This window comes from Modestobacter sp. VKM Ac-2977 (assembly GCF_026968045.1).
Taxonomy (GTDB): domain Bacteria; phylum Actinomycetota; class Actinomycetes; order Mycobacteriales; family Geodermatophilaceae; genus Modestobacter.
Window position 1 is genome coordinate 302,441 of sequence record NZ_JAPVBQ010000002.1, and the last position, 26,427, is coordinate 328,867.

Annotated in this window: 25 protein-coding genes; 13 read left to right on the plus strand and 12 right to left on the minus strand. The window is 75.1% G+C overall.

Annotated features, from left to right (window positions below; genetic code table 11):
• The first annotated feature begins 47 nt into the window (after positions 1–47).
• On the plus strand, positions 48–1,592 hold the full coding sequence (locus O2V63_RS09075) for an ATP-dependent DNA ligase (RefSeq protein WP_269167214.1): 1,545 nt from the start codon (positions 48–50) through the stop codon (positions 1,590–1,592).
• 10 nt (positions 1,593–1,602) lie between these two features.
• Here O2V63_RS09075 and O2V63_RS09080 read toward each other — a convergent pair whose 3' ends face one another.
• The 5 genes from O2V63_RS09080 to O2V63_RS09100 all read right to left on the minus strand — a co-directional run bounded on the left by O2V63_RS09080 (position 1,603) and on the right by O2V63_RS09100 (position 5,586).
• Positions 1,603–1,980, minus strand: a complete 378-nt coding sequence (locus O2V63_RS09080) for a DUF4267 domain-containing protein (RefSeq protein WP_269163271.1) — start codon at positions 1,978–1,980, stop codon at positions 1,603–1,605.
• Positions 1,977–2,564 carry a hypothetical protein gene (locus O2V63_RS09085; protein ID WP_269167215.1) on the minus strand — a complete coding sequence of 196 codons (588 nt, stop codon included), beginning with the start codon at positions 2,562–2,564 and terminating at the stop codon, positions 1,977–1,979. The genes O2V63_RS09080 and O2V63_RS09085 overlap by 4 nt, the downstream gene beginning before the upstream one ends.
• Positions 2,561–3,235: a class I SAM-dependent methyltransferase gene (locus O2V63_RS09090; protein ID WP_269167216.1), complete on the minus strand. Its 675-nt coding sequence runs from the start codon at positions 3,233–3,235 to the stop codon at positions 2,561–2,563. The genes O2V63_RS09085 and O2V63_RS09090 overlap by 4 nt, the downstream gene beginning before the upstream one ends.
• Positions 3,236–3,302: 67 nt before the next feature.
• On the minus strand, positions 3,303–4,322 hold the full coding sequence (locus O2V63_RS09095) for a lysylphosphatidylglycerol synthase transmembrane domain-containing protein (protein WP_269167217.1): 1,020 nt from the start codon (positions 4,320–4,322) through the stop codon (positions 3,303–3,305).
• Positions 4,323–4,557: 235 nt separating this feature from the next.
• Positions 4,558–5,586 carry an Atu2307/SP_0267 family LLM class monooxygenase gene (locus O2V63_RS09100; RefSeq protein ID WP_269167218.1) on the minus strand — a complete coding sequence of 343 codons (1,029 nt, stop codon included), beginning with the start codon at positions 5,584–5,586 and terminating at the stop codon, positions 4,558–4,560.
• Positions 5,587–5,709: 123 nt separating this feature from the next.
• Between O2V63_RS09100 and O2V63_RS09105 the strand changes: the two genes are divergently transcribed.
• The 3 genes from O2V63_RS09105 to O2V63_RS09115 all read left to right on the plus strand — a co-directional run bounded on the left by O2V63_RS09105 (position 5,710) and on the right by O2V63_RS09115 (position 10,624).
• A complete protein-coding gene (locus O2V63_RS09105; protein WP_269167219.1) occupies positions 5,710–7,047 on the plus strand; it encodes a M20 family metallopeptidase in 1,338 nt (445 codons plus the stop codon).
• Between the two features lie 95 nt (positions 7,048–7,142).
• Positions 7,143–9,545 (plus strand): phosphoketolase family protein, encoded by a 2,403-nt coding sequence (locus O2V63_RS09110; protein WP_269167220.1) that lies wholly within the window; start codon positions 7,143–7,145, stop codon positions 9,543–9,545.
• Positions 9,542–10,624 (plus strand): acetate/propionate family kinase, encoded by a 1,083-nt coding sequence (locus O2V63_RS09115; protein WP_269167221.1) that lies wholly within the window; start codon positions 9,542–9,544, stop codon positions 10,622–10,624. Before O2V63_RS09110 ends, O2V63_RS09115 begins: the two co-directional genes overlap by 4 nt.
• On the opposite strand, the gene mug is transcribed toward O2V63_RS09115, so the two are convergent.
• The gene (gene mug / locus O2V63_RS09120; protein ID WP_269167222.1) at positions 10,614–11,117 is read right to left on the minus strand and encodes a G/U mismatch-specific DNA glycosylase; all 504 of its coding nucleotides are present in this window, start codon (positions 11,115–11,117) and stop codon (positions 10,614–10,616) included. The genes O2V63_RS09115 and mug overlap by 11 nt on opposite strands.
• 126 nt (positions 11,118–11,243) lie before the next feature.
• Here mug and O2V63_RS09125 point away from each other — a divergent pair, with 126 nt between their 5' ends.
• From O2V63_RS09125 to O2V63_RS09140, 4 genes are all read left to right on the plus strand, one after another.
• Entirely contained in the window at positions 11,244–12,104 is an 861-nt protein-coding gene (locus O2V63_RS09125; RefSeq protein WP_269167223.1) for an NAD-dependent epimerase/dehydratase family protein, read from the plus strand.
• Positions 12,101–13,414 carry a glucose-6-phosphate dehydrogenase gene (locus O2V63_RS09130; RefSeq protein ID WP_269167224.1) on the plus strand — a complete coding sequence of 438 codons (1,314 nt, stop codon included), beginning with the start codon at positions 12,101–12,103 and terminating at the stop codon, positions 13,412–13,414. The genes O2V63_RS09125 and O2V63_RS09130 overlap by 4 nt, the downstream gene beginning before the upstream one ends.
• Positions 13,415–13,631: 217 nt before the next feature.
• Complete coding sequence (locus O2V63_RS09135) at positions 13,632–14,771, plus strand: globin domain-containing protein (protein WP_269167225.1); 1,140 nt, start codon at positions 13,632–13,634, stop codon at positions 14,769–14,771.
• Positions 14,768–15,547, plus strand: a complete 780-nt coding sequence (locus O2V63_RS09140) for a DivIVA domain-containing protein (RefSeq protein WP_269167226.1) — start codon at positions 14,768–14,770, stop codon at positions 15,545–15,547. The genes O2V63_RS09135 and O2V63_RS09140 overlap by 4 nt, the downstream gene beginning before the upstream one ends.
• A gap of 58 nt (positions 15,548–15,605) precedes the next feature.
• Here O2V63_RS09140 and gdhA read toward each other — a convergent pair whose 3' ends face one another.
• Both gdhA and O2V63_RS09150 read right to left on the minus strand, forming a co-directional pair.
• On the minus strand, positions 15,606–16,955 hold the full coding sequence (gene gdhA, locus O2V63_RS09145; RefSeq protein ID WP_269167227.1) for an NADP-specific glutamate dehydrogenase: 1,350 nt from the start codon (positions 16,953–16,955) through the stop codon (positions 15,606–15,608).
• 101 nt (positions 16,956–17,056) lie between these two features.
• Positions 17,057–17,788 (minus strand): HpcH/HpaI aldolase family protein, encoded by a 732-nt coding sequence (locus O2V63_RS09150; RefSeq protein WP_269167228.1) that lies wholly within the window; start codon positions 17,786–17,788, stop codon positions 17,057–17,059.
• A gap of 197 nt (positions 17,789–17,985) precedes the next feature.
• Here O2V63_RS09150 and O2V63_RS09155 point away from each other — a divergent pair, with 197 nt between their 5' ends.
• A complete protein-coding gene (locus O2V63_RS09155) occupies positions 17,986–19,383 on the plus strand; it encodes a short-chain fatty acid transporter (protein ID WP_269167229.1) in 1,398 nt (465 codons plus the stop codon).
• A 24-nt stretch (positions 19,384–19,407) separates the two neighbouring features.
• On the opposite strand, the gene O2V63_RS09160 is transcribed toward O2V63_RS09155, so the two are convergent.
• Both O2V63_RS09160 and O2V63_RS09165 read right to left on the minus strand, forming a co-directional pair.
• Positions 19,408–19,632, minus strand: coding sequence for a hypothetical protein (locus O2V63_RS09160; protein WP_269167230.1), 225 nt, complete (start codon positions 19,630–19,632; stop codon positions 19,408–19,410).
• Between the two features lie 121 nt (positions 19,633–19,753).
• Positions 19,754–20,209 carry an Lrp/AsnC family transcriptional regulator gene (locus tag O2V63_RS09165; protein ID WP_269167231.1) on the minus strand — a complete coding sequence of 152 codons (456 nt, stop codon included), beginning with the start codon at positions 20,207–20,209 and terminating at the stop codon, positions 19,754–19,756.
• Between the two features lie 131 nt (positions 20,210–20,340).
• Between O2V63_RS09165 and pdhA the strand changes: the two genes are divergently transcribed.
• From pdhA to O2V63_RS09185, 4 genes are all read left to right on the plus strand, one after another.
• Positions 20,341–21,432, plus strand: a complete 1,092-nt coding sequence (gene pdhA / locus O2V63_RS09170; RefSeq protein WP_269167232.1) for a pyruvate dehydrogenase (acetyl-transferring) E1 component subunit alpha — start codon at positions 20,341–20,343, stop codon at positions 21,430–21,432.
• Positions 21,432–22,445, plus strand: a complete 1,014-nt coding sequence (locus O2V63_RS09175) for an alpha-ketoacid dehydrogenase subunit beta (RefSeq protein ID WP_269167233.1) — start codon at positions 21,432–21,434, stop codon at positions 22,443–22,445. Before pdhA ends, O2V63_RS09175 begins: the two co-directional genes overlap by 1 nt.
• Positions 22,442–23,836, plus strand: coding sequence for a dihydrolipoamide acetyltransferase family protein (locus O2V63_RS09180; protein WP_269167234.1), 1,395 nt, complete (start codon positions 22,442–22,444; stop codon positions 23,834–23,836). Before O2V63_RS09175 ends, O2V63_RS09180 begins: the two co-directional genes overlap by 4 nt.
• A 74-nt stretch (positions 23,837–23,910) precedes the next feature.
• Positions 23,911–24,354, plus strand: a complete 444-nt coding sequence (locus O2V63_RS09185; RefSeq protein WP_269167235.1) for a thioesterase family protein — start codon at positions 23,911–23,913, stop codon at positions 24,352–24,354.
• Positions 24,355–24,378: 24 nt separating this feature from the next.
• Here O2V63_RS09185 and O2V63_RS09190 read toward each other — a convergent pair whose 3' ends face one another.
• Positions 24,379–25,578 carry an alpha-hydroxy acid oxidase gene (locus tag O2V63_RS09190; protein WP_269167236.1) on the minus strand — a complete coding sequence of 400 codons (1,200 nt, stop codon included), beginning with the start codon at positions 25,576–25,578 and terminating at the stop codon, positions 24,379–24,381.
• On the minus strand, positions 25,575–26,411 hold the full coding sequence (locus O2V63_RS09195; RefSeq protein ID WP_269167237.1) for an ABC transporter ATP-binding protein: 837 nt from the start codon (positions 26,409–26,411) through the stop codon (positions 25,575–25,577). Before O2V63_RS09195 ends, O2V63_RS09190 begins: the two co-directional genes overlap by 4 nt.
• Between the last annotated feature and the right edge of the window lie 16 nt (positions 26,412–26,427).

The following is a 26,427-nucleotide window of genomic DNA, read 5'->3' on the forward strand; positions in this document are numbered from 1 at the left end:
GCCCGCAGCGGGAGCCCTCCGGCCCACCGGACTGGGAACATGACCGGGTGCTGCTCGCCGACGTCCTCGCCGCGTCCACCGCGGTCACGGCCACCCGGTCCCGCACCGCCAAGGCCGCGGCCATCGCCGCACTGCTGCGGGCCGCCGCCCGCGATGAGGTCGTGCCGGTCACCGGGTGGCTGGCCGGCGAGCCCCGCCAGGGCCGGCTCGGCGTCGGCTGGCGCACCCTGTCCCGGCTCGGCGGGGGCACCGCGGCCGCGCCGTCGCTGACCGTCGCGGCGGTCGACTCGGCGCTGACCGAGCTGGGCGGGACGACCGGGGCCGGGTCCGCGGCGCGGCGGGACGCCGTCCTGGGCGGGCTGCTCGACGCGGCGACCCCGGAGGAGCAGCAGTTCCTGGTCCGGCTGCTCACCGGCGAGCTCCGGCAGGGTGCGCTGGAGGGCGTCGTGCTGGATGCGGTCGCCGCCGCCGCCGAGGTGCCGGCCCCCGTCGTCCGCCGGGCCTTCATGCTCTCCGGCCGGCTGCCGGAGACCGCCGCGCTCGCGATGGCCGGCGGGGCCCCGGCGCTGGCGGGCGTGCGGCTGGGGGTGGGCCGCCCGGTGCGGCCGATGCTGGCCAGCCCCGGGTCGTCGCTGGACGCCGCGCTCGACGACCTCGGTGCCGACGTCACCGTCGAGTTCAAGCTCGACGGCGCCCGGATCCAGGTGCACCGGGACGGCGACGTCGTCCGGGTGTGGACCCGGTCGCTGCGGGAAGTGACCGACGGCGTGCCGGAGCTGGTCGAACGGGTCCGGGCGCTGCCCTGCGAGACCGCCGTGCTCGACGGGGAGACCCTCGCGCTGGACGACGACGGCCGGCCGCGCGCCTTCCAGGACACGATGAGCCGTTTCGGCAGCGAGTCGGCCGACGCGGGCGTCCTGCTGAGCCCGTTCCTCTTCGACGTCCTGCACCTGGACGGCCGGGACCTGCTCGACGAGCCGCTCGCGGTGCGGCTGGACGCGCTGGCCGGGCTGCTGGCCGACGACGCGCACGCGGCGCTGCGGATGCCCGGGGTGCGCCGGCCCACCCCGGAGGAGGCGGCCGGCGTCCTCGACGACGCGCTGACCGCTGGGCACGAGGGCGTGGTGGTCAAGGCGCTGGACGCGCCCTACGCGGCCGGTCGCCGCGGCAAGGCGTGGCAGAAGGTCAAGCCGGTGCACACCCTCGACCTGGTCGTGCTCGGCGCCGAATGGGGGTACGGCAGGCGCGCCGGCTCGCTGTCCAACATCCACCTCGGCGCCCGCGACCCCGACGGCGGCGAGCCGGTGATGGTCGGCAAGACGTTCAAGGGGATGACCGACGAACTGCTGGCCTGGCAGACCCGGACGTTCCCCGAGCACGCCGCCGAGCGTCCCGACTGGGGCGTGCTGCTGCGCCCCGAGCTCGTGGTCGAGATCGCAGTGGACGGCGCCCAGCGCAGCACCCGATACCCCGGCGGCGTGGCGCTGCGGTTCGCCCGGGTGCTGCGCTACCGCCCGGACAAGACCCCGGCCGAGGCCGACACGATCGACGCGGTGCGCGCCCTGCTCGCCGGTGGCCCGACGGCCGGCTGACCGGGGCCGGTCAGCGGCGGTGCCAGTGCGCGGCGCCGGCCGCGGCCAGCCCCAGGACGGTCATCGACAGCCCCACGCTCCGGTCGGCCACGTCACCGCCGCGCCGACCGACCAGCACGGCGGCGCCGTCCAGCGCGGTGAGCAGCAGGGTGACCTCCGTGGTGCGGCGGGCCTGGGGCACGGGGGTGACCAGCAGGGCCGCGCCCATCGCGATGTTCCGGGCGGCGATCAGCCGCACCAGCAGCGGCAGTGCGATGTCGTTGCCGGTGGCCCGCTCGTCGACCCCCAGCGCCCGGGTCATCGCCCGCGGGGCGAACAGGGCGCCGGTGCCCAGCCAGATCGACAGCGTGCCGATGCTCTTGCGGGTCACGTCCCAGTTCAGCGTCATGCCCGGCTGGTGCCCGGCCGGCCGGCTCGGAAACCGGTGGCCACCAACACCAGCACGAACGCCAGGTACGGCAGCGTGGCCGCGCTGGCCACGACATCGCTGACGGTGGCCACCGCGAAGGCACCGACGTCGGGTGAGTCCAGCGGCCCGAGCACCCGGCCGGCGCCCAGTGCGGCGATCGACGCCGGCAGGGTCAACAGCGCCGACACCGCCCCGCCGGTGACCACCCCGGCCAGCACCGTCCCGGGCGCACGCCGCACGGCCCGCACCGCCAGTGCGGTCCCCCGACGCAGGGCACCGGCAGGGGTGAGCCGCCCGCCGTCGAGCAGGCCGGCGAGCGCACCGGTCACCCACAGCTGGGCGACCAGTGCGGTCAGGAAGCCGACGACGTCGACGGCGAGGGCGGCCCACAGGCGGGGGTCGTCCCAGACCAGCACCTGCCGCAGCACGTCGGGGACGGTGTTGACGGCGGTGGCGACGACGGAGGCGAGGAAGGCGGCCGGGGCGTGCCGGCGGAGCAGCCGGAGGGCGGCGGCGAGCGTGCCGGCCGTGGAGTGCCCGGAGACGTCTCCCGGCGCGGTCACGACCGGGTGGCGACGAGCGCCGTCCAGCAGCCGGCCAGTCGGGTCTCCTGCGCGGTGACGGTCAGCCCGGCGGCCCGGCACGCCTCCGCCAGGGTCGCGGGGGTGGGGCGGTCGCCGTCAGCCGGATGTGCGGAGACCGCGCGGAGCACCCGGCTGTCGATGAACCGGGCGGTCATCTCGCAGGAGTAGAAGCGGCCGCCGGGGCGCAGCACCCGCGCGGCCTCGGCGACCACCGCCCGCCAGTCCTCGGTGTGGTGCAGCACGTGCCAGCCGAAGACCGCGTCGTAGGCGGCGTCGTCCGCGCTCAGCCGGGTCGCGTCGCCCTGGCTGACCTGCACCCGGTCGCCGAGGTCGCGCACCGCCGCGCGACAGTCCGCCACGCTGGCCGGGAAGATCTCCACCCCGTCCGCGTGCGCGGCGCCGAAGGTGTCCAGCGCCGACCGCAGGCCGGTGCCGCGCCGGCCGGTGCCCAGCTCCAGCACCCGGCCGTCGAGCACCGGGCCGCCGAGCCGGCGCAGCAGCCGGGCCTCGATGCGCGCCTGGACCAGCGCGCGCAGGCGGGCGTCGACCCACAGCCGGGTGCCGTCGACGAAGGTGGGTGGGACGCCGGGCGCCCGGCCGCTGCGTGCGGTGGCCGGGCCGGACGGGGAGTGTTCGGGGAGGTCACGCACGCCAGCCCGTGTGCCCGCCGGGGACCGCCCGAAACGGGACGGCGCCGTCCCGGGCCGGTCGCGCGGGTCAGCTCGCGGGGGTGTCGGCGTGCCGGCGGCGACCCCCGCGCGCCGTGGAGCCCGGGTCGGCCAGGAGGAGCAACGCCCCGATCCCGACGAGCAGCCAGAGGCTGACCAGTCGGTAGACGAGCACGGCCGGCACCGCTTGGCTGGCCGGGAGGCCGACGGCGACCAGCGCCGAGGCAAGCGCCGCCTCCACGACCCCGATGCCGCCCGGGGTGAGCCGCGCCGAGGAGACCAGCGCGCCGGCACCCCAGGCGAGCAGCAGCCCCTGCCACGGGACGGGCGCGCCGACGGCCACCAGGGCCAGCGCCAGCGCGGCGACGTCCAGCACCCAGTTGGCCAGCGCGAGCAGGCCGGCGGCGGACGCGGCACCGAAGGACAACCGGAAGGCACCCAGGGAGGTCAGCAGCTCCTCGATCCGCCGCTCCACCTGCCTGCCCCGCAGCGCGCGCACCCAGCGGGACAGCGCGGTGACGACGCCGGTGGCCAGCCGGACGACGACGGTGCGCGACCGCTCGTGCCGGAGGACCAGCACCAGCCCCACCACCGGCAGGACGCCGGCCGCCGTGGCGAGGAAGGCACCGAGGGAGCCCCAGAGCGAGCCGGTGGCTGCGGACCCGACGGCCAGGACCACCGCCAGCGTGGCCGTGGCCGCGATCCCGGAGACCGCGAGTGCCCAGCCCACGAGAGCGGGGCCGTTGCCCAGCGCGTGCAGCCGGCGGTAGGTGTACGCCGCGCTCGCCGCGGCTCCGGCGACCGGGACCGTGGAGGCGATGGTGTTGCCGGCGTAGATGGTGGTCGAGGCGTGACGCAGCGGGACGTCGCCGCCACCTGCGCGTATGAGCACGCGCTGCTGCAGCGCCAGGCAGTGCAGGGACAGCAACTGGGTCAGCGCGGCGAGCACGACCCAGGACCAGGCGACGCCCACCAGGCCGTCCCACCACTCGGCGAGCCGGTCCCGGAAGACGACGACCGCGGCACCGACCGCGGCCAGCAGGACGACCCTGAGCAGAGCGGCGATCACCCGCCGGCGACGATTCCGCAGGCCCGCCGGTGAGGCACCGGAGGCACGGTCTGGCGCCGGTGGCGCTCCCGACCCTCCTCCCTCACCCACCCACACATGGTCCCCGCCGACGCACATCGGGCACACAGCAGGGGTCGGAACCCGGCCGCACACAACTGAACCGGGCCGGACCGGGAGCCCACAGACCGTCCCAGCCGGCACGCACCCGGCCCGGCCGCCCCCACGGTTGACCGGGTCAGGCGTCGGCGACCTTCGGTGCCACCTCGGTGCCGAGCAGCTCGATGCCGCGCAGCAGGTCGGCGTGCGCCAGCCGGGGGTTGGTCATCTGCAGCGAGATCCGGTCGACCCCGCCGACCTGCCCGGAGATCCGCACCAGCTTCTCGGCCACGGTGTCCGGGTCGCCCATGAAGAAGGCCCCGTTCGGCCCGCTGGTGGCGTCGAACTGCGCCCGGGACGGCTGGGAGAAGCCGCGCTCGCGGGAGATCTTGGCGAACATCTCGTGCCACCCCGGGTAGATGGTGTCCGCGGCGGCCTGGTTGCTGTCGGCGACGTACCCGAACACGTGCAGCCCCACCTGCAGCTTCTCCGGCGCGTGCCCGGCCTGGGCACCGGCGCGGCGGTAGAGGTCGATCAGCGGCGCGAACTGGCGGGGCTCGCCGCCGATGATCGCGACCATGAGCGGCAGCCCGAGCAGCCCGGCCCGAGCGAAGGACTCGGGGCTGCCCCCGACGCCCACCCAGATCGGCAGCGGGTCCTGCAGCGGCCGCGGGTACACGCCCTGGCCGCTCAGCGCCGGGCGGTGCCGGCCGGACCAGGTGACCTGCTCGGAGTCGCGGATCTGCAGCAGCAGGTCGAGCTTCTCGCTGAAGAGCGTGTCGTAGTCGCCCAGGGAGAGCCCGAACAGCGGGAAGGCCTCGGTGAACGAACCGCGCCCCACGACCAGGTCGATCCGGCCCTTGGCGATCAGGTCGAGGGTGGCGAACTGCTGGAAGACCCGCACCGGGTCGGCGGCGCTGAGCACGGTCACCGCGCTGCCCAGCCGGATCCGGGAGGTCCGCGCCGCGGCGGCCGCCAGGATGACCGCCGGCGCCGAGTCGTAGTACTCGCTGCGGTGGTGCTCGCCGATCCCGAAGGAGTACAGCCCCACGCGGTCGGCGAGCTCGATCTCCTCGAGCAGGTCCGCCATCCGCTCCTCGGGGCCGACGAGGCGCTCCGTGGTCGGGTCGGTCACTGCTGAGACGAAGCTGTCGACGCCGAGGTGCATGGGGTCCTCCTGGGGGCTCGCGGACGACGCGGGTCGGCGTCCGTCAAGCGCTCAACCAACTGCCGACCGAGATCGTTCCCCACCGGACCTCCCGGGTGCCCCGGCACCGGGTAGACACGGTCCATGACCGACCACGCCGACGCCCGGCTCCCCCGCCCGGCGGACCCCGCCCACCTGGACCAGCTGCGGGCGGCCACCGACCGCGCGGCCGCCACCGCCGAGCCGCTCGCCTCGGCCCACGACGGCGCCCCCGAGGAGCTGCTGGCCCGGGCCGAGCAGGCGATCGAGTCGGCGTCGGCGGACCTGCTGGGGCTCAGCCACGACCTGCACGCCCATCCCGAGGAGGGGTACGCCGAGCACCGCTCGGCCCGGGCGGTGGCCGACCTGCTCGCCCGCTCCGGGATCGAGGCCGAGGTCGGCGTGTTCGGCCTGGAGACGGCGCTGCGGGCCGGCGTGGGCAGCGGCGGGCCGACGGTGGCGGTGCTGGCCGAGTACGACGCGCTGCCCGGCATCGGCCACGGCTGCGGCCACAACGTCATCTGCGCGTCCGCCGTGGGCGCCTTCCTCGGCCTGGCCGCCGTGCTGGCCGACGGCGAGGTGCCCGGGACGGCGCTGCTGCTGGGCACCCCCGCCGAGGAGGGCGGCGGCGGCAAGGAGGTGATGGCCCGCGCCGGCGCGTTCGACGGCGTCGACGCCGTGGTGATGCTGCACCCGTTCTCCTACGACGCCGCGGTGCAGCCCTTCCTCGGCCGCCGCCAGCTGCGCGCCGTCTACACCGGCATCGCCGCGCACGCCTCGGCCCAGCCGTTCATGGGCCGCAACGCACTGGACGCCGTGGTCGCCGGCTACAACGGCGTGGCGATGCTGCGCCAGCACGTCCCGGACACCGACCGGGTGCACGGCGTCATCACCGACGGCGGGCAGCGGCCCAACGTCGTCCCGGAGACCGCCGAGGCGCTCTACTACGTGCGCTCCGCCACGCCGGAGACGCTGGCCGACCTCAGCCGCCGGGTGGAGGCGGTCATGGCCGCCGCCGCGGAGATGACCGGCTGCGGGTACGAGCTGTTCTGGGACGAGCTGCCGGCCTACCTGCCGATCCGGGCCAACCTGGAGCTCGCCGCCCGGTGGACCCGGCACCAGGCCCGCCGGGGCCGCACCGCCCTCCCGCCCGGCGTGACCCCGGCGTCGCTTGCCGGGTCGACCGACCTGGGCAACGTGAGCGTCCGGGTGCCCTCGATCCACCCGATGATCGCCATCGCCGGGCCGGACACCTCCATGCACACCACCGGCTTCGCCGAGGCCGCCGCCTCCCCGGCCGGTGACAAGGGGGTGCTGGACGGCGCGGTGGGCCTGGCGCTCACCGCGCTGGACGCGCTGGTCGACCCGGCCGTGCTGGCCGCGGCGAGGGCGGAGTTCGAAGCGGACGGCGGCGTCCTGGAGCTCACCGACCTGCTGGGGTGACGGGACCTTCGACCCGGGCGCCCGGCGGCCCGGTCCGCGCACGATCGGACCGCGCCGACCCCCGGCGTTCACCCGCGACCGACAGTGTGGAGCGCATGACCGAGCAGGCGACCGCGACGGTGCACTACCCCGACGACGAACTCGACCTGGACCTGCGGTGGTGGGCCGCGGCCAACTACCTCACCGTCGGCCAGATCTACCTGCGGGACAACGCGCTGCTCCGCCGGCCGCTCGCACACGCCGACGTCAAGCCGAGGCTGCTCGGTCACTGGGGCACCAGCCCCGGCCTGTCGGCGCTGTACGTGCAGCTCAACCGGCTGATCCGGCGTACCGGCACCCCGTGCCTCTACGTCGCCGGGCCCGGTCACGGCGGCCCGGCGCTGGTCGCCGCCACCTACCTGGAGGGCACCTACAGCGAGGTCTACCCGCAGGTGGGCGGGGACGCCGAGGGGCTGCTGCGGCTGTTCCGGCAGTTCTCCAGCCCCGGCGGCATCCCGAGCCACGTGAGCGTGCAGACCCCGGGCAGCATCCACGAGGGCGGGGAGCTGGGCTACGCGCTGGTGCACGCCGCCGGGGCCGCCTTCGACTCCCCCGACCTGCTGGTGGCCTGTGTGGTCGGGGACGGCGAGGCGGAGACCGGCCCGCTGTCCGGCTCCTGGAAGATCCCCGCCTTCCTGGACGCCCGCCGGGACGGCGCCGTCCTGCCGGTGCTGCACCTGAACGGCTACAAGATCAACAGCCCGACGGTCTGGGGCCGGTCGTCGGACGGGGAGATCGCCGACTACCTGAGCAGCCAGGGCTGGGCGCCGGTGTTCGTCGCCGGCGACGACCCGCGCACCGTGTTCCGGGACCTGGAGGCCGCCGTGCGCACCTCGCACGACCGGATCCGGGAGATCCAGGCCGCCGCCCGCGGCGGGGCCGAGGACGTGCGCCCGGGCTGGCCGGCGATCGTGCTGCGCACGCCCAAGGGCTGGACCGGCCCCCACGAGGTGGACGGCGTGCAGATCGAGGACACCTTCCGCGCCCACCAGGTGCCGCTGTCGGGGGTGCAGACCGACGGCGCGCACCTGGCCCTGCTGGAGGACTGGCTGCGCTCCTACTCCCCCGAGACCCTCTTCACCGCCGAGGGCGCGCTGGTGCCCGAGCTGGCCGCGCTGGCCCCCGGCGGCGACCTGCGGATGGGCGCGACGCCGTACGCGAACGGCGGGCGCCGCCGCACCCCGCTGGACCTGCCCCCGCTGGAGCCCTACGCCGTCGACGTCCCGGCACCGGGGACCACCTACGCCCAGACCACCCACCCGCTCGGTGAGCTGCTGCGCGACGTCTACACCCGCACGACCACCGACGACGGCGGCGGGACCTTCCGATTGTTCTGTCCCGACGAGACGGCCAGCAACCGGCTCCAGTCGGTGTTCGAGGTGACCGACCGCTGCCTGCAGTCCGAGGTGCTGCCCACCGACGACCACCTCTCCCCGCACGGCCGGGTCATGGAGGTGCTGTCGGAGCACCTGTGCCAGGGATGGCTGGAGGGCTACCTGCTGTCCGGCCGGCACGGCCTCTTCGCCACCTACGAGGCCTTCGCCATGGTGAGCGCCTCGATGGTCATCCAGCACGTGAAGTGGCTGCAGCACGCCGCGACGCTGCCCTGGCGGGCGCCGGTCTCCTCGCTGACGATCCTGCTGACCAGCACCTGCTGGCGCAACGACCACAACGGCTTCAGCCACCAGGGCCCCGGCCTGCTGGACACCGTCATCCCGCTCTCCCCGCAGGTGGTGCGGGTGTGGCTGCCGCCGGACGCGAACACCCTGCTGTCGGTGGCCGAGCACTGCCTGCAGAGCACCGACCACGTGAACCTGCTGATCGCCGACAAGCAGCCGCACCTGCAGTACCTGACGCTGGAGCAGGCGCACGCCCACGCGGCGGCCGGGGCGTCGGTGTGGGAGTGGGCCGGCACCGAGGACGACGGGCAGGCGGAGCCCGACGTGGTGCTGGCCGCCGCCGGCGACGTCCCGACGATGGAGACCCTGGCGGCCGCCGAACTGCTGCGGGAGTGGGTGCCCGCGCTGCGGGTCCGGATGGTGAACGTGATCGACCTGATGGGCCTGCTCCCCCCGGACGACCACCCGCACGGGTTCTCCGAGCAGCACTTCGACCAGCTGTTCACCGCCGACACCGACGTCGTCTTCGCCTTCCACGGCTACCCGCGCGCGGTGCACCAGCTGCTGCACGGCCGCCCCGACCCGGGCCGCTTCCACGTGCGCGGCTTCGAGGAGCAGGGGACGACGACCACCCCCTTCGACATGGTGGTGCTCAACCGGATGAGCCGGTACCACCTGGTGATCGAGGCGCTGCGCCGCTCCCGGCGGGCGCCGGAGCGGGGCGCGGAGCTGGTCCAGTTCTGCCGCGCGCAGCTCGACCGGCACCACGGGTACGTGCGCGAGCACCTGGAGGACATGCCGGAGGTCCGGGACTGGACCTGGGGGGCGGGGCGCGGATGACCGACGGAGCCGTCCTGGCCGTCAACCCCGGCTCCCGGTCCCTGAAGGCCGCCGTGCACGACGCGGCCGGGCACCGGCTGCTCGACGTGCACGTCACCCGGCCGGTCGACGACGCCCGCACCGCGGTCGCCGAGCTGGCCGACCGGGTGGCCGCCGAGGGCATCCAGCTCATCGCCGTCGCCCACCGGGTGGTGCACGGCGGGCCGGAGCACGTCCGGCCGGCGCTGGTGGACGACGAGCTGCTCGCGTCGCTGCGGGCGCTGGCGCCCTTCGCCCCGCTGCACCTGCCCGGGGACGTCGCGGAGATCGCGGCCGCCCGGGCGCAGTGGCCCGACCTGCCGCAGGTCGCCTGCTTCGACACCGCGTTCCACGCCGACCTGCCCGCGGAGGCCCGGCGGCTGCCGCTGCCCGCCGAGGTCGACGCCCTCGGGGTGCGGCGCTACGGCTTCCACGGGCTCAACCTCGAGCACGTGGTCGACACCGTCCCCGAGCTCGGCCGGGCGGTGATCGCCCACCTGGGCGGCGGCTGCAGCGTCACCGCGGTGGCCGAGGGCCGATCGGTGGCGACCTCGATGAGCTTCTCCCCCACCGGCGGCGTCCTGTCGGCGAGCCGCAGCGGCGACCTGGACCCCGACGCGCTGCTGTTCCTGGCCGACCGAGGCTGGTCGGTCGAGGAGCTGCGCGACCTGGTCGACCACCGCTCGGGGCTGGCCGGGATCGCCGGCTCCACCGACGTCCGGGAGATCACCGAGCGGGCAGACGCCGGGGACGCCGACAGCCGGTTGGCCCTCGACGTCCTCAGCCGATCGGTGGCGGTCGCCGTCGCCGGGTACACCGCGGTGCTCGGCGGCCTGGACACCCTGGTGTTCACCGGCGGCGTGGGCGAGCACTCGGCGCCCGTGCGCGCCGCCGTCGCCGACCGGCTGACCCACCTCGGCGTCGTCCTGGACCCCGCGGCGACCGCGCCCGGGGACCTGTCCGCCGCGGGGGCGGCGGTGCGCACCCTCGTCGTCCCGGCCGACGAGGAGGTCGTGCTGGACCGGCAGGCCCGCCGGGTGCTCCGCGAGCTCAGCCGCTGACCTCGGGGGCGTCGCGCAGCTCCCGGTACAGCCGGGCCAGGTCGGGCAGCTGGTGGTGGGCGTTGAGCCCGCTGGGGTTCGGCGCGACCCAGGTGGTCACCCCGCCGACCCGCTCGGGCTGGCGCCCCAGCGTGGCCCGCGGCCGGTCGAACGCCTGTCGCCAGGCGGTGACCCCGAGGACGGCGAGCACCCGCGGCCGGTACCGGGCCACCAGCGCCTCGAGCGCCTCTGCGCCGGCGCGCAGCTCGGCGGGGTCCAGCTCGGCCGCCGTCCGGGTCGGCCGGTCGACGACGTTGGTCACCCCGAGCCCGTGGCGCAGCAGCTCCGGGCCCTCCGCCGGGGTCAGCCGGCGCGGGGTGAGGCCGGCCAGGTGCAGCGCGGGCCAGAACCGGTTGCCCGGCCGGGCGAAGTGCTGACCGGTCTCCGCCGAGCGCAGCGACGGGTTGATCCCGCAGAACAGCACGTCCAGGCCAGGGGCGATCAGGTCGGGCACCGGTTTCGACCCTCCGTGCGCTGTCATGGCGGCCATGATCCCGCCCCGGTGTGCGGCCGGGCCCGGCACGGGTGAGGCTGTCCCGGGCACATCGCCCGAAGGACAGTCGAAGGACAGAGGAGCACCATGGCGCGGGCAGCGGTCACCGGCAGCAGCGGGAAGCTCGGCCGGGCGGTGGTCACCCACCTGGTCGAGCAGGGCTGGGACGTCCTCGCCCTGGACCGGGTGCCCAGCCCGCGGGCCGACGTCGAGTCCGCGGTCGTCGACCTCACCGATTCCGGCCAGGCGGTCGAGGCGCTGGCCGGCTTCGACGAGCACCGCGCGCCGATCGACGCCCTGGTGCACCTCGCCGCCGTCCCCGCGCCCGGCCTGCTGCCGAACGCGGCCACCTTCGCCAACAACGTGACCGCCTCCTACAACGTCTACAGCGCCGCGCTGCGGGCCGGCGTCCGGAAGATCGTCTGGGCCTCCAGCGAGACGGTGCTGGGCCTGCCCTTCGACGAGGCCCCGCCCTACGTCCCGGTCGACGAGGAGTACGCGCCCCGGCCGACGACCACGTACTCGCTGGTCAAGACGCTGGAGGAGGAGCTGGCCCGGCAGCTGTGCCGCTGGCACCCGGACCTGTCGATGACCGGGCTGCGGTTCAGCAACGTCATGTACCCCGAGGACTACGCCGCCTTCCCCGGCTACGACGCCGACCCGGCCGTGCGGCGCTGGAACCTGTGGGGCTACATCGACGCCCGCGACGGCGCCCAGGCGGTGCGGCGGGGCCTGGAGCACCGCGAGCCGGGGGCCGACGTGTTCATCGTGGCCAACGCCGACACGGTCTCCGCCCGGCCGAACGACGAGCTGCTGGACGCGCAGTTCCCCGGCGTCCCGCGCCGCCGGGAGGTCGGCGAGCACGAGACGCTGCTGTCGATCGACAAGGCCCGCCGGGTGCTCGGCTTCGCGCCCGAGCACTCCTGGCGGGACTCCGTCGGCCGGTGATCAGCCGGCTGCTCCTGCTCGGCGCCACCGGCGACCTCGCCGGCCGCTTCCTGCTGCCCGCCCTCGCCGAGTCGCTCGCGGCGGGCCGGCTGCCGGCAGGGCTGCAGCTGCTGGGGGCCGCCGAGCAGGACTGGGACGACGCCCGGTTCGCCGAGCACGTCGCCACCCGGCTGCGGGAGCACGCCGGTGACCTGCCGGCGACCGCCCGGCAGGCGCTGGTGGACGCCGCCCGCTACCGCCGGGTCGACCTGGCCGAGCCGGACACCGTCGCGGCCGCGGTGACCGCCTTCACCGGGACCGGGCCGGTCGCCGGGTACCTGGCGCTGCCGCCCGTGCTGTTCCCCGCGGCCGTCCGGGCCCTGGGGGCCGCCGGACTCCCGCCGGGCAGCCGGATCGCGGTGGAGAAGCCGTTCGGCCGGGACCTGCCCGACGCACAGGCGCTGAACGCGCTGCTCGCGGAGGCGACCGGCGACGTCGCGGAGGCGGCCTTCCGGGTCGACCACTTCCTGGGCATGCCGGCGGTGGCCGCCCTGCTCGAGCTCCGGCAGCCCGGCGGCGTCCTGGCCGGGCGGTGGAGCGCGGAGCACCTCGCCCGGGTCGACGTCGTCTGGGAGGAGACCCTGGACGTCGAGGGCCGGGCCGGCTTCTACGACCGGACCGGCGCGCTGCGCGACGTGCTGCAGAACCACCTGGTCCAGGTGCTGACCGTGCTGGCGATGGAGCCGCCCGCGACGTCGGCCGAGGCCGACCTGCACCGGGTACGGCTGGACCTGCTCCGGGCGGTGCGGGTGCCCGAGGTGGCGGCCACCCGCCGGGCGCGCTACACGGCCGGCCCGTCCACCCGGGCCTACGTCGACGAGGACGGCGTCGACCCGGCCCGGTGCACCGAGACCTTCGCCGAGCTGGAGTTGACGGTGGACACGCCGCGGTGGGCCGGCACCCGGTTCGTGCTGCGCACCGGCAAGGCCCTGGCCACCGACCGCAAGCACGTGGCGCTGCACCTCCGGGCGCCCGCGCCCGCGGAGTGCCCGCCGGGGGTCGAGCGGGTCGCCGAGGACCGGCTGCACGTCCCGCTGGACGGCGCCCGGCAGGCCGGCGCCGGGGTGGCGGTGCACGCACCGGGCGAGCGCAGCGCCTACAGCGCGGTGCTCACCGACGTGCTGTCCGGCAGCAGCCGCACCGCGGTCAGCGCCGCGGAGGCGGAGGAGGCCTGGCGATTCGTCGACCCGGTGCTGCGGGCCTGGGCCGGCGGCGAGCCGCCGCTGCTGGAGCACCCCGCCGGCTCCGCCGGGCCGCCCGGGGAACGCTGACCACGGCCCACCGCCCAGAGCGCCGGCGCGACTCGGTGGGGGTCCACCGAGTCGTCCACCGCCCGGTCCACCTGGTGATCCACGAGTGGCATCGCCCGTGCGGAGCGACCAGACTCGCCGTCGTGTCCGTGGCCCTTCGGCTACCGGCGGTGAGCACGGCAGGCAGCGCCGGCACTGAGGGGCGCACCGAACGCCGACCAGGAGGAGGACCGAGCGAGTGGACATCCCCGCGATGCGGGCGAGCTTCAGCAAGGCGGCCGCCCACGGAGACCAGGTCCCGCTGTGGTTCTACTCCCACCTGTTCCTGACCCACCCGGAGACGCGGGACATGTTCCCGGTGTCCATGGCGACCCAGCGCGACCGGCTGTTCGCCGCCCTGGGTGAGGTCATGGCCCGGGTCGACGACCTCGACGCCCTGGTGCCGATCCTGCAGCAGCTCGGGCGCGATCACCGCAAGTTCGGTGCGCTGGCCGCCCACTACCCCGCGGTCGGGGCCAGCCTGCTGGCCACCCTCGAGCACTTCGACGACGAGTGGGACGACGAGCTGGCCGCCTCCTGGACCGAGGCCTACGGCCTGATCGCCGACGTCATGATCGGCGCGGCCGACGAGGCAGCCGAGCAGCCGGCCTGGTGGGAGGCCGAGGTGGTCGCGCACGAGCGGCGCACCCTGGACGTCGCCGTCGTGCACGTGCGCCCGCGGACGCCGCTGGAGTACCTGCCCGGGCAGGCGATCTCGCTGGAGATCGACCAGCGCCCGCGACTGTGGCGGTGGTACTCCCCCGCCAACGCCCCCCGCCCCGACGGCGTGCTGGAACTGCACGTCAAGGCCCGCGACGGCGGCCCGGTCAGCTCCGCGCTCGTCCGGCTGACCCAGGTGGGCGACGTGATGCGGCTCGGGCCCCCGGTCGGGCACCTCAGCCTGGACACCGACTCCGACCGCGACCTGCTGCTGGTCGCCGGCGGCACCGGGCTGGCGCCGCTGAAGGCGGTCGTCGACCAGGTCGCCCGGCACGGACCGGCCCGGCGGGTCGACCTCTTCGTCGGCGCCCGGACCGAGGACGCGTTCTACGACCGGGCCGACCTGCGCCGCCTGGAGCAGGAGCACCCGTGGCTGACGGTGACGCCGGCGGTCTCCCAGGAGAAGGGGTCGCCCTCCGAGCACGGGGACATCGGCGACGTCGTCCTCCGGCACGGTCCCTGGAACAGCCGGGACGTGTACGTCGCCGGCAACCCGGCCATGATCGAGGACACCGTGACCCGTCTCATCCACTCGGGGGTGCCCATGTCGCGCATCCGCACCGAGGTGTTCGCCCCCAGCCGACCGAGCCCGACTCTCGACGGGAAGGTGACCGAATGACCACCAGCCACTCCGGGTCCGGCTACGAGGCGGGGCCGCCCACGGCCGACGACCTCCGCGCCGTCCACTTCACCCCGGCGAGCATGCTGCACCCCGGCTACACCGACCGCGAGGTCGACGCCTTCGTGACCCGGGCGGCCGACGGGCTGGCCCAGCTCACCGACGAGAACGGCCGGCTCGCGCGGGAGAACGTCCAGCTCGCCGAGGAGAACGCCCAGCTGCGCGCCCACCTGCAGGCGCTGCAGGAGCAGGTGGACGCCGCGGCGTCCCGGCCCTCCCCCAGCGACCAGGCCGTCGGCATCCTGGCGACAGCGCAGCTGACCGCCGACGAGTACGTGGCCGAGGCGGAGGACTTCAGCCGGCAGATGACCAGCGAGGCGCGCGCCCAGTACGAGGAGCAGCTCACCGCGGCGCGGGAGAAGGCCGGCGCGATCATCGAGGCGGCACAGGAGGCCGCCGTGGCGATGCGGGGCAACGGCGTCCCGATGGGCGACACGCGCCTGCCGGAGTCCGAGGAGCTGCAGGAGCAGGTCGCCTACCTCAAGGCCTTCAGCCAGGCCTGCCGGGTGCAGCTGCGCTCCTACCTCGAGGCGCTGCTCAGCGACGTGGAGACGGAGTGGGGACGAGCGCACCCCGGCGCGCTGCCCACGCCGCCGCGCGGCACCCGGCCCCAGCAGCTGGAGCGCGGCCGGCCGGAGGTGGCGTTCTCCGCCAACGCGACCGCCGACGACACCGAGCCCGCCGGCGCCGTCCCGGCGTCCCGCTCCTCTTCCTGAGCCGAGACGCCCCGCGGCCAGAGCCGGCCGCGGGGCGTCGGTCAGACGAGGGATCCGGTCAGACGAGGCCGTGCGCGTGGACGGCGTCGGCGACCTGCAGGAAGCCGGCCACGTTCGCTCCGAGCACCAGGTCGCCGGGGGCGCCGTACTCCTCGGACGTCTCGTGGCAGCGGGCGTGGATGGCCCGCATGATCTCCTCCAGCCGCTGCTCGCTGTGCTCGAAGGTCCAGCGGTCCCGAGAGGCGTTCTGCTGCATCTCCAGCGCCGAGGTGGCCACCCCGCCGGCGTTGGCTGCCTTCCCCGGGGCGAACGCCACCTCGCCGCCGCGGAGCTCCCGCACGGCGTCCGGCGTGGTCGGCATGTTGGCGCCCTCGACCACGTAGCGGCACCCGTTGCCGATCAGCGCGCGGGCGGCGTCCGCGTCCAGCTCGTTCTGCGTGGCGCTGGGGATCGCGACGTCGCACGGGACGTCCCAGATGCTGCCGCCCTCGACGAAGCGGGCCGAGGCCACCCGGTCGGCGTAGCCGCTGATCCGGGCGCGCTCGACCTCCTTGACCTGCTTGAGCACCTCGAGGTCGATGCCCTTCTCGTCGACCACGTAGCCGGCCGAGTCCGAGCAGGCCACCACCGTGCCGCCGAGCTGGTGCACCTTCTCGATCGCGTAGACCGCCACGTTGCCCGAGCCGGAGACGGTCACCCGCTTGCCGTCGAAGGAGTCACCGCGCACGTCCATCATCGCCGCGGCGAAGAAGGCCGCGCCGTAGCCGGTCGCCTCGGTGCGCACCTGCGCGCCGCCCCAGCCCAGCCCCTTGCCGGTGAGCACGCCGGACTCGTACCGGTTGGTGATCCGCTTGTACTGGCCGAACAGGAAGCCGATCTCCCGCCCGCCGACCCCGATGTCCCCGGCCGGGACGTCGGTGTACTCGCCGAGGTGCCGGTAGAGCTCGGTCATGAACGACTGGCAGAACCGCATCACCTCGGCGTCCGATCGGCCCTTGGGGTCGAAGTCCGAGCCGCCCTTGCCGCCGCCGATCGGCATGCCGGTGAGCGCGTTCTTGAAGATCTGCTCGAAGCCCAGGAACTTGACGATGCCCAGGTTCACGGACGGGTGGAAGCGCAACCCGCCCTTGTAGGGCCCCAGCGCCGAGTTGAACTCCACCCGGAAGCCACGGTTGATCCACACCTCGCCCCGGTCGTCCTGCCACGGCACCCGGAAGATGACCTGCCGCTCCGGCTCGCAGATCCGCTCGATCGTCTTCATCTCGGTGTACTCGCGGTGCCGGGTCAGGACGGGGACCAGCGAGTCCAGCACCTCCCGGACCGCTTGGTGGAACTCGGTCTCCCCGGGGTTCCGCTGCAGGACGTCCTGGTAGATCTGCTCGACGACCGCCGACACGTCGGTGTCCATGACCTGCTCCTGTCCTCGATGTGGCGTGCACCACACCACTGCCCCAGGGCTGCCCGCTCAACCCGCGCCCTCCGGCAGCGGGCTGCGACACGCTCGCTCCGTCAGGCCCCGCGGGCCGTCCGCAGCTGCTCGGCCAGGGCGGTGGCGAGCGCGGTGGTGTCCATGGCCGCGGTGACGATCGTGGCCCCCTGCGCCGCGTGGGACGCCGCCCCGGTGCCGTCGAAGGCGTGCACGCCGACGGGCACGCCCGCGGCCCGGGACCGCGTGATGACCGAGTAGAGGACCTCCTGCAGCTGCGCCGGGTCGCCGGCCAGCCCGAGGGACGAGGCCAGGTCGACCGGCCCGACGTAGACCCCGTCGAGGCCGTCGACGGCCAGGACGGCGTCGAGCTCGGCCAGTGCCTGCGCGGTCTCCAGGACGACCAGCACCAGCGGTTCGTCCACCCCGCCGGACAGCCGCCCGGCCGACCTGTTGCCCCGCGGCGCGTAGCGGCAGGCGGCGACGACCTCCCGCACGTGGTCGGCACCGAGCACGTTCGGCACCAGGACGCCGTGGGCACCGAGGTCCAGCGGCCGGCCGACGTCGGCGAACTGCGCGCTCCGGGTGCGGACCAGCGGTACCGAGCCGGCCGCCGTCACCGCCGCGGTCACCCCGGGCAGCTCTGCCTCGGCGAGCGCGCCGTGCTGCAGGTCCAGCACGACGAAGTCCGCCCCGGTGCGGGCCAGCAGCTCCGCGGTCATCGCGCCCGGCAGCTGGCTCCAGAGCCCGTGGCAGGCCTCCCCGGCCGCCCACCGCTCCCGGAGGACGCCGACTCCGCCCAGCTCCGCGCTCACGTGTCCCGCCCCATGTCCCGCTCCACGACCAGCACGGCCACCAGTCTGCCGCCCGACCTCTTGCGTCCGACGGCGATGCGGGTGCCAAGATCCCTGGATCGCGACTGCCGTCGGTGGGGTCCCCCGTCGTGCGGCCGGCGCGAGGACAGCCTTCCCGGCGTGGCCCCGGCCACCTGCCTCCACGAGAGCGAGAACTGATGACCAGGCCTCCGAAGACCGAGTCCGACTCCAGCTCCCCGGACCGGTCGAGCGGCCTCTCCTCGCTGATGCGGCCGGTCAACGCCGTCGTCGAGCGCTACATCCCCAGCGCGCTCGTCTTCGCCGTCGTGCTGACGTTCGTCGTGGCCGCACTCGCCCTGCTGCTCACCGACGCCGGTCCGGTCGCCGTCCTGGACGGCTGGGGCGACGGGCTGTCGGGGCTGCTGGCCTTCATGACCCAGATGGCGCTGATCCTGCTGCTGGGGCACACCCTGGCCAACACCGCGCCGGTGCGGCGGCTGCTCACCCGGCTGGCCGCCGTCCCCAGGACGGCGCTGCAGGCCTACCTCTACGTCTTCGTGATCGCGGCGCTGGCCTCGCTGATCACCTGGGGGCTGGGCCTGGTGGTCGGTGCGCTGCTGGCGCGCGAGCTGGCCGTCCAGGGGCGGGAGCGGGGTCTGCGCCTGCACTTCCCGCTGCTGGTGGCCGCCGGGTACTCCGGCTACGTCATCTGGCACATGGGCTACTCCGGCTCCGGTCCGCTGACCGCCGCCACCGAGGACTCCTTCCTCGCCGAGACCCTCGGCGGCACCATCCCGGTCAGCGAGACCATCTTCACCTGGTGGAACATCACCGCCGCCGTGGCCACGATCGTGGTCGTCGGCCTCGCCCTGGCCGCGGTCGCACCCCGCGGCGGTGACCGGGTGGTCGAGCTCCCGGCGGACGTGCGCGACTCCGACGGCGTGGCGCTGGACGACGAGGTGGTCACCCCGGCCGACCGGGTCGACGCCAGCCGGCTGGTGACCACCCTGGTCGGCCTGGCGTTGGTCGCCTACCTGGTGCACCACTACGTCGACGGCGGCACCGCCACCCTGGACATCGTCAACTGGACGTTCCTGGCGCTGATCTTCCTGCTCGTCCGCAACCCGTTCGAGCTCATCGCGCTGGTGAAGAACGCGGCCGCCAACGTCGGGGAGATCCTGCTCCAGTTCCCGCTCTACGCCGGGATCATGGGGATCATGTCGACGACCGGCCTGATCGCCGTGTTCTCCGACGCCGTCGTCGACATCTCCACACCGGCGACGTTCGGCCTGCTGGCCTTCCTCTCCGCCGGCCTGGTCAACTTCTTCGTCCCCTCCGGCGGTGGCCAGTTCGCCGTCCAGGGGCCGGTGATGCTCGACGCGGCACAGAGCCTGGGGGTCGACCCGGCGGTGGCGATCATGGCGATCGCCTACGGCGACCAGTGGACCAACATGATCCAGCCGTTCTGGGCGCTCCCGGTACTGGCCATCGCCGGGCTCAAGATGCGCGACATCCTCGGGTACACGACGGTCACGCTGATCGCCTCGGGCCTGGTCTTCGGCACCGTGACGCTGCTGCTCGGGGTGCTGGCCTAGGGCCGGCCGGCGACGGCCGGCCGGTCAGCTCCAGGGCGACCGGCCGCGCCGTTCCCGGTTGGCGGCGTCCAGCCGGGCCAGGGTGCGCACCCCGCGGCCGACGTCGCCGGCCAGCTGCACCACGGCGTCGACCACCCCGTCCAGCCAGGTGTCGGTGCGCGGCCGGGCCGGCGGGGACTCCGGCCGGGAGCCCCGACCCAGGGCACGGAACAGCAGGAAGCCGAAGGCCAGGAACAGGACCAGCTCCACCGGGCTCCCCCGTCCAGCAGGTCGGCGCCCCGGGTGGGGTGCCGTGCCTCCACGATGACCCCGTCGGCCGCAGAGGGCCAGTGGCAGGCGAGCCACCGACCGCCGGAGGACTGCCAGTCCGTCAGACCCGGGCGCAGGCCAGCGGCGGCGGCTCCTCGAACACCAGCAGCGTGCGCGAGCTCAGCACGCCGGGCATGCCCTGGATCTCGTCGAGAACCAGCCGCCGCAGGTCGGCGTTGTCCCGGGCGCGGACCAGCAGGATGACGTCGAACTCGCCGCCGACCAGGCCGATGTGCGCGATGCCCGGCAGGGCGCGCAGCCGTTCCCGCACGTGCCGCCAGTCGGCCTGCCGGGTGTTCAGCGTGACGTAGGCCGAGGTGCCCAGCCCGGCCGCGACCGGGTCGACGTCGACACAGAACCCCCGGATCACCCCGGAGGTCCGCAGCCGCTCGACCCGGGCGTAGGCGTTGGCCCGGGAGATGTGCAGCTTCTCGGCCAGGGCCCGCATGGGCATCCGGCCGTCGGCGGTCAGCTCGTCCAGGATGCGGCGGTCGATCTCGTCCAGGGCACTGGCCACGTGTCTTCTCCTCCGGGTGTTTCGCGGTCGGGCGCTGGACATCTGGCTCGATCCAAGCTGGTTCGACGCGACGTCCTCTCGCATCTGGCCAGCTCCTGGCGCGCAGATGACGCCTGATCCACGATCCCACCATGACACGTGACCTGGATCTCCTCCTGCCGTCACCTCACCCGGTCGAGCTGATCGACCCCACCGGCCAGACCGTGGCCGAGGCCGCGCACGAGCTGCCCGACGACGCCGCCCTGCTGCGCGCCTTCGCCGGGTTGACCACCGCCCGCCGGATCAACGACCAGGCCGGCGCGCTCGCCCGCCAGGGCCGGCTCGCCGTCTACCCCTCGTCGCACGGGCAGGAGGCGTGCCAGGTGGCCGCCGCCCAGGTGCTCTCCGACGACGACTGGCTCTTCCCCACCTACCGGGACACCGCCGCCGTGGTGATCCGGGGCGTCGACGTGGCCGAGGCCTTCCTGCCGCTGCAGGGGGCCTGGCACTCCGGCTACGACCCCCACCGGTACAAGGTCGCGCCCCAGGCGACCCCGCTGGCCACCCAGCTGCTGCACGCGGTCGGCGTCGCGCACGCCGCCCGGCTGCGCGGCGAGCCGACCGTCGCGCTCGCGCTGTGCGGTGACGGCGCGACCAGCGAGGGCGACTTCCACGAGGCGCTGAACTTCGCCGCGGTGTTCCGGGCGCCGGTGGTGTTCCTGGTGCAGAACAACCAGTACGCGATCTCGGTGCCGCTCGCCCGGCAGTCGGTCGCCCCCTCCCTGGCGCACAAGGGCATCGGCTACGGGGTGCCCGGCGAGCGGGTGGACGGCAACGACGTCGCAGCCCTGCTCACCGTGCTCGGCGCCGCCATGGCGCGGGCCCGGGCCGGGGAGGGCCCGCAGCTCGTCGAGGCGCACACCTACCGGATGCAGCCGCACACCAACGCCGACGACTCCCGGCGCTACCGGCAGGACGACGAGGTGGCGGGCTGGGTGCAGCGCGACCCGCTGGCCCGGCTGGAGACCTGGCTGCGCCAGCACGACCTGCTCGACGACGCCCAGCTGGCCGCCGTCACCGCCGACGCCGACCAGCTCGCCGCCCGGATGCGCACGGAGCTGGCCCAGGACTCGACGCCCGAGCCGGCCGAGCTGTTCGCGCACGTCTACGCCACCCCGACACCGCAGCTGGTCGAGCAGGCCGCCGTCGTGGCCGACGAGCTGAGCCGAGAGGACGAGCACTGATGACCAGCACCGCGACGACGGGGACCGTCGGGCACGAGAAGCTCACCATGGCCCAGGCGCTGAACCGCGCCCTGCGGGAGTCGATGGCCGAGGACGACTCGGTGGTCGTCTTCGGCGAGGACGTCGGCGCCCTGGGCGGGGTCTTCCGGATCACCGACGGGCTCACCGCCGAGTTCGGCGACACCCGCTGCTTCGACACCCCGCTGGCCGAGTCCGGCATCGTCGGCATGGCCGTCGGCATGGCGATGAACGGCATGCGGCCGGTGGTGGAGATGCAGTTCGACGCCTTCGCCTATCCGGCGTTCGAGCAGATCACCAGCCACGTGGCCAAGATGCGCAACCGCACCCGCGGCGCGGTCTCCCTGCCGATGGTCATCCGGATCCCCTACGCCGGCGGGATCGGCGGGGTCGAGCACCACTGCGACTCCTCCGAGGCCTACTACGCGCACACCCCCGGCCTGCACGTCGTCACCCCGGCCAACGCCGCGGACGCCCACCGGCTGCTGCGCGCGGCCATCGCCTCGCCGGATCCGGTGGTCTTCATGGAGCCCAAGAAGCTCTACTGGACCAAGGAAGAGGTCGACCTCGGCGCCGAGCTGCCCGGCATCGGCCGGGCGATGGTCCGCCGCGAGGGCACCGACGCCACGCTGATCGCCTACGGCCCCTCCGTCCCGGTCGCCCTGGAGGCCGCGGAGGTCGCCGCCCAGGAGGGGCGCAGCCTGCAGGTCGTCGACCTCCGCTCGATCGTGCCGTTCGACGACGAGACGGTCTGCGCCGCGGTCCGCTCCACCGGGCGCGCCGTCGTGGTGGCCGAGGCCCCCGGCTTCGCCAGCGTCGCCTCGGAGATCGTCGCCCGGGTCACCGAGCGCTGCTTCCACTCCCTGGCCGCACCGGTCCGCCGGGCCGTCGGCTTCGACATCCCCTTCCCGGCCCCCAAGCTCGAACACGTCCAGCTGCCCGGGGTCGACCGGGTGCTCGACGCCGTCGACGACCTGCAGTGGGACCTGTCGTGAGCGCGGAGACCTTCCTGCTGCCCGACCTGGGCGAGGGCCTCACCGACGTCGAGGTGGTCCGCTGGCTGGTGGCCGAGGGCGACGTCGTGGCCGTCGACCAGATCGTGGTGGAGGTCGAGACGGCGAAGTCGGTGGTCGACGTCCCCACCCCGTTCGCCGGGCGGGTGGCCACGCTGCACGCCGCGGAGGGCGAGACCGTGCTGACCGGCAAGCCGCTGATCACCGTGACCGCGGCGGAGTCGGCACCCGAGCCGGCCGCCGCGCCGGTCCAGCCCGGCGCCGCCGACTCCCCCGAGGCCGAGGCCTACCGGGAGGAGGAGCAGGCCGGCTCCGGCAACGTGCTGATCGGCTACGGCACGCCGGTCAGCACCGGCTCGGGACGGCGGCGCCGCCCCCGGCCGTCCCGACAGACGGACCCCGCACCGGCCAGCGCCACCCCCGCCCCCGATCCTGCGCCGGCCGCCGCACCCGCTGACGCTCCCGCCGCCGCTGCCGTCGAGGAGCCCGGTGCCCGTCGCGGGGTGCCGCAGGTCGTCTCCCCGCTGGTCCGCCGGCTGGCGCGGGAGAAGGGCGTGGACCTGCACGGGCTGGCCGCGGCGAACGGCGGTGGGGTGATCACCCGCGCCCACGTGGAGCTGGCCTCCACCGCACCGGCCGCCGTCGAGGCCGCGCCCCCGGCGCCGTCCGCCGCCCCGGTCGACGGCGAGCGTCGGATCCCGCTGAACGGGTTCCGCCGGGCGGTGTCGGCCGCGCTGTCCCGCAGCCGGGCGGAGATCCCCGAGGCGACCGTCTGGGTCGACGTGGACGCCACGCCGCTGGTGGAGCTGCGGGAGAGCGCGCGCACCGCGAGCGACCCCGGGCCGGGGCTGCTGGCCTACCTGGCCCGGTTCGTCGTCGCCGGCCTGCGCCAGTACCCGGTGCTCAACTCCCGGCTGGACACCGAGCGCCAGGAGATCGTCGAGCAGGACCGGGTCAACCTGGGGCTGGCGGTGCAGAGCGACCGCGGGCTCGTCGTCCCGGCGGTGCTGGGCGCGGAGACGATGACCACCGAGCAGCTCGACCGGGAGATCCGGGCGCTCACCGCCCGGGCGCGCGAAGGTCGCGCCAGCGCCGAGGAGCTCAGCGCCGGCACCTTCACGCTGAACAACTACGGCGGGTTCCGGGTCGACGGCAGCGCGGCGATCATCAACCACCCGCAGGTGGCGATCCTCGGCTTCGGCCGCATCCTCGACCGGCCGTGGGTGGTGGACGGCGAGATCGTGGTCCGGAAGATCACCCAGATGTCGTTCGTCTTCGACCACCGGGTGTGCGACGGCGGGACGGCGTCGGGGTTCATCCGGGCGGTGGCCGACGCGATCGAGGACCCGGCGTCGGCCATCCCCCGGCTGTGACCGGCCGCCCGCTGCCCACCCGCCCGGCGGGGACCCCCGCGGTCCCCGCCGGCCCCGCTGCCCGAGGAGGGCCCGTGCCCGACGTCCCTGTGCTCGACATCCCCGTGGGGGCGACCGCGACGCTGGAGGTCGTCGTCACCCCCGAGCTCACCGTGCACTTCGACGAACTGGGCCCCGTACACCCGGTCTACGCGACGTACAGCATGGCCAAGCACTTCGAGGAGGCCGGCCGCAAGCTGCTGCTCCAGCACCTCGCACCCGGCTCGGCGGGGATCGGCCGGTCGGTGGCGGTCGAGCACCTGGGGCCCAGCTGGGTCGGGGACACCGTCACGGTGGTGGCCCGCTGCACGGAGGTCTCGGGCAACCGGCTGACCTGCGCGTGCACGGCCACCGACGCCCAGGGCCGGGAGCTGGGCCGCGGGACGACGGTGCAGGTGGTGCTGCCCGAGGAGCTGCTGGAGCAACGGATCGGCCCGGCCGCGCGGTCGGCCCGGGACACAGCAGCCCAGCCCCGCTGAGCTGCCCCCGGGCCGCGCCCCGGCTCAGCGGCGGCGCAGCACCGAGCGGTCGAGCTGCGCCACGTCGGTGACCCCGAGCAGCTGCAGCGCCCGGCGCAGCTCGGCGGCGAGCAGGTCGACCGCCCGCTCGACCCCGGCCTGACCGCCGACGGCGAGTCCGTAGAGCTGCGGTCGGCCCAGCAGCACGGCACGAGCGCCCAGCGCCAGCGCCTTGGCGACGTCGGTTCCCCGCCGGAAGCCGGAGTCGACCAGCACCTCGAGGTCGGCGCCGACGGCGTCCACGACCTCGCTCAGCGCGGTCAGCGTCGCCCCGACGTGGTCCAGCTGCCGGCCACCGTGGTTGGACACCACGACGGCGTCCACCCCGGCCGCCGCGGCGCGCCGGGCGTCGGCCGCGGTCAGCACGCCCTTCACCACGAACGGCCCGCCCCACGCCTCGACCATCCACGCGATGTCGTCCCAGGTGACGGTCGGGTCGAACTGCCGGCCGACGAACTCCATCACCGCCTGCGGCCCGCCGGCCACGTGCCGCACGTTGGCGAAGGTGACCGCCTCCGAACGCAGCAGCCCCCACCACCAGTGCGGCCGCCGGGCGCCGTCGGCCAGCGTGCGCAGGCCGAGCTCCGGTGGGATGGTCAGCCCGTTGCGCAGGTCGCGCTCCCGCGCACCGGGCACCGGGGTGTCCACGGTCAGCACCAGCGCGCGGTACCCGGCCTCCCGGGCCCGGCTGATCAGCTCCTTGCACAGCCCACGGTCCCGCCAGACGTAGAGCTGGAACCACTGCGGCGGGCTGCCCGCAGCGGCGATGTCCTCGAGCGACGTCGTGCCCAGGGTGGCCGCGGTGTACGGGATGCCACGGGCCGCGGCCGCCCGGGCCACCGCCAGCTCGCCGTCCGGGTGGACCATCCGGGTGAACCCGGTCGGGCCCAGCACCAGCGGCAGGGCCGAGCGGGCACCGAGCACCTCGGTGCCGAGCTCCACCTCCCCGACGTCGCAGAGCACCGAGGGCATGAGCTCCCACTCGTCGAAGGCGGTGCGGTTGCGGCGCATCGTGACCTCGTCCTCGGCGGCGCCGTCGACGTAGTCGAAGACCGCGCGCGGCAGCCGCCGGCGGGCCGTCGTCCGCAGGTCCGCGACCGTGTGGCAGCGGGCCAGCCGGCGCCGGTCGCCGTCCAGCTCCGGCCGCTGCACCCGCAGCAGCGCGACCATCTCCGCCGGCGTCACGTCCGCTCGGTCGCCCGGGTCGCACCGCTCCCCGAACCGGGGGCCACCGGGGTCCCGCCGGGAGCCTCGGCAGCAGCGGCGCCATCGGCGTCGACGTCGGCATCGGCGTCGGCTGCGAAGCCACCGCCCAGGAAGCCGCCGGAGACCCGCGGGTCGGTCGACAGCGCCGCGGGGTCGCCCTCCAGCACCACCCGCCCGCGGTCCATCACCGAGACCCGGTCGGCGACGGCGAAGGCGGCCCGGGCGTTCTGCTCCACGACCACCAGGGTCAGCCCGTCGTCGCGGAGCTTGCCGAGGGCGGAGAAGATCTCCCCCACCAGCCGCGGCGCCAGCCCGACGCTGGGCTCGTCCAGCACCAGGACCCGGGGCTGGGCCATCAGCCCCCGCGCGATCGCCAGCATCTGCTGCTCACCGCCGGACAGCGTCCCGGCCGCCTGCTCCAGCCGCGGCTCCAGCCGCGGGAACAGCGCCATCGCCCGGTCGCGGGCCTCCTTGCGGGCGGCCGCCGGCCCCCGCCGCCGGGTGTAGCCACCCAGCACCAGGTTGTCGGCGACGCTCAGCGACGGGAACACCAGCCGGTTCTCCGGCACGTGCGCCAGCCCGGTGCGGGCCAGCTTCTCCGGCCCGTACCCGGTGACGTCGGTGCCGGCCAGGTGCACCGTGCCGTCGGTGACCGGCAGCAGCCCGGACAGCGCCCGCAGCAGGGTCGTCTTGCCCGCACCGTTCGCGCCGATCACCGCGACCAGCTCGCCGTCCCCCGCGCTCAGGTCGATGCCGTGCAGCACCGCCAGCCGGCCGTAGCCGGCGTGCAGCCGTCCGACCTCCAGGCTCATGGCCGTCCCTCCTCGG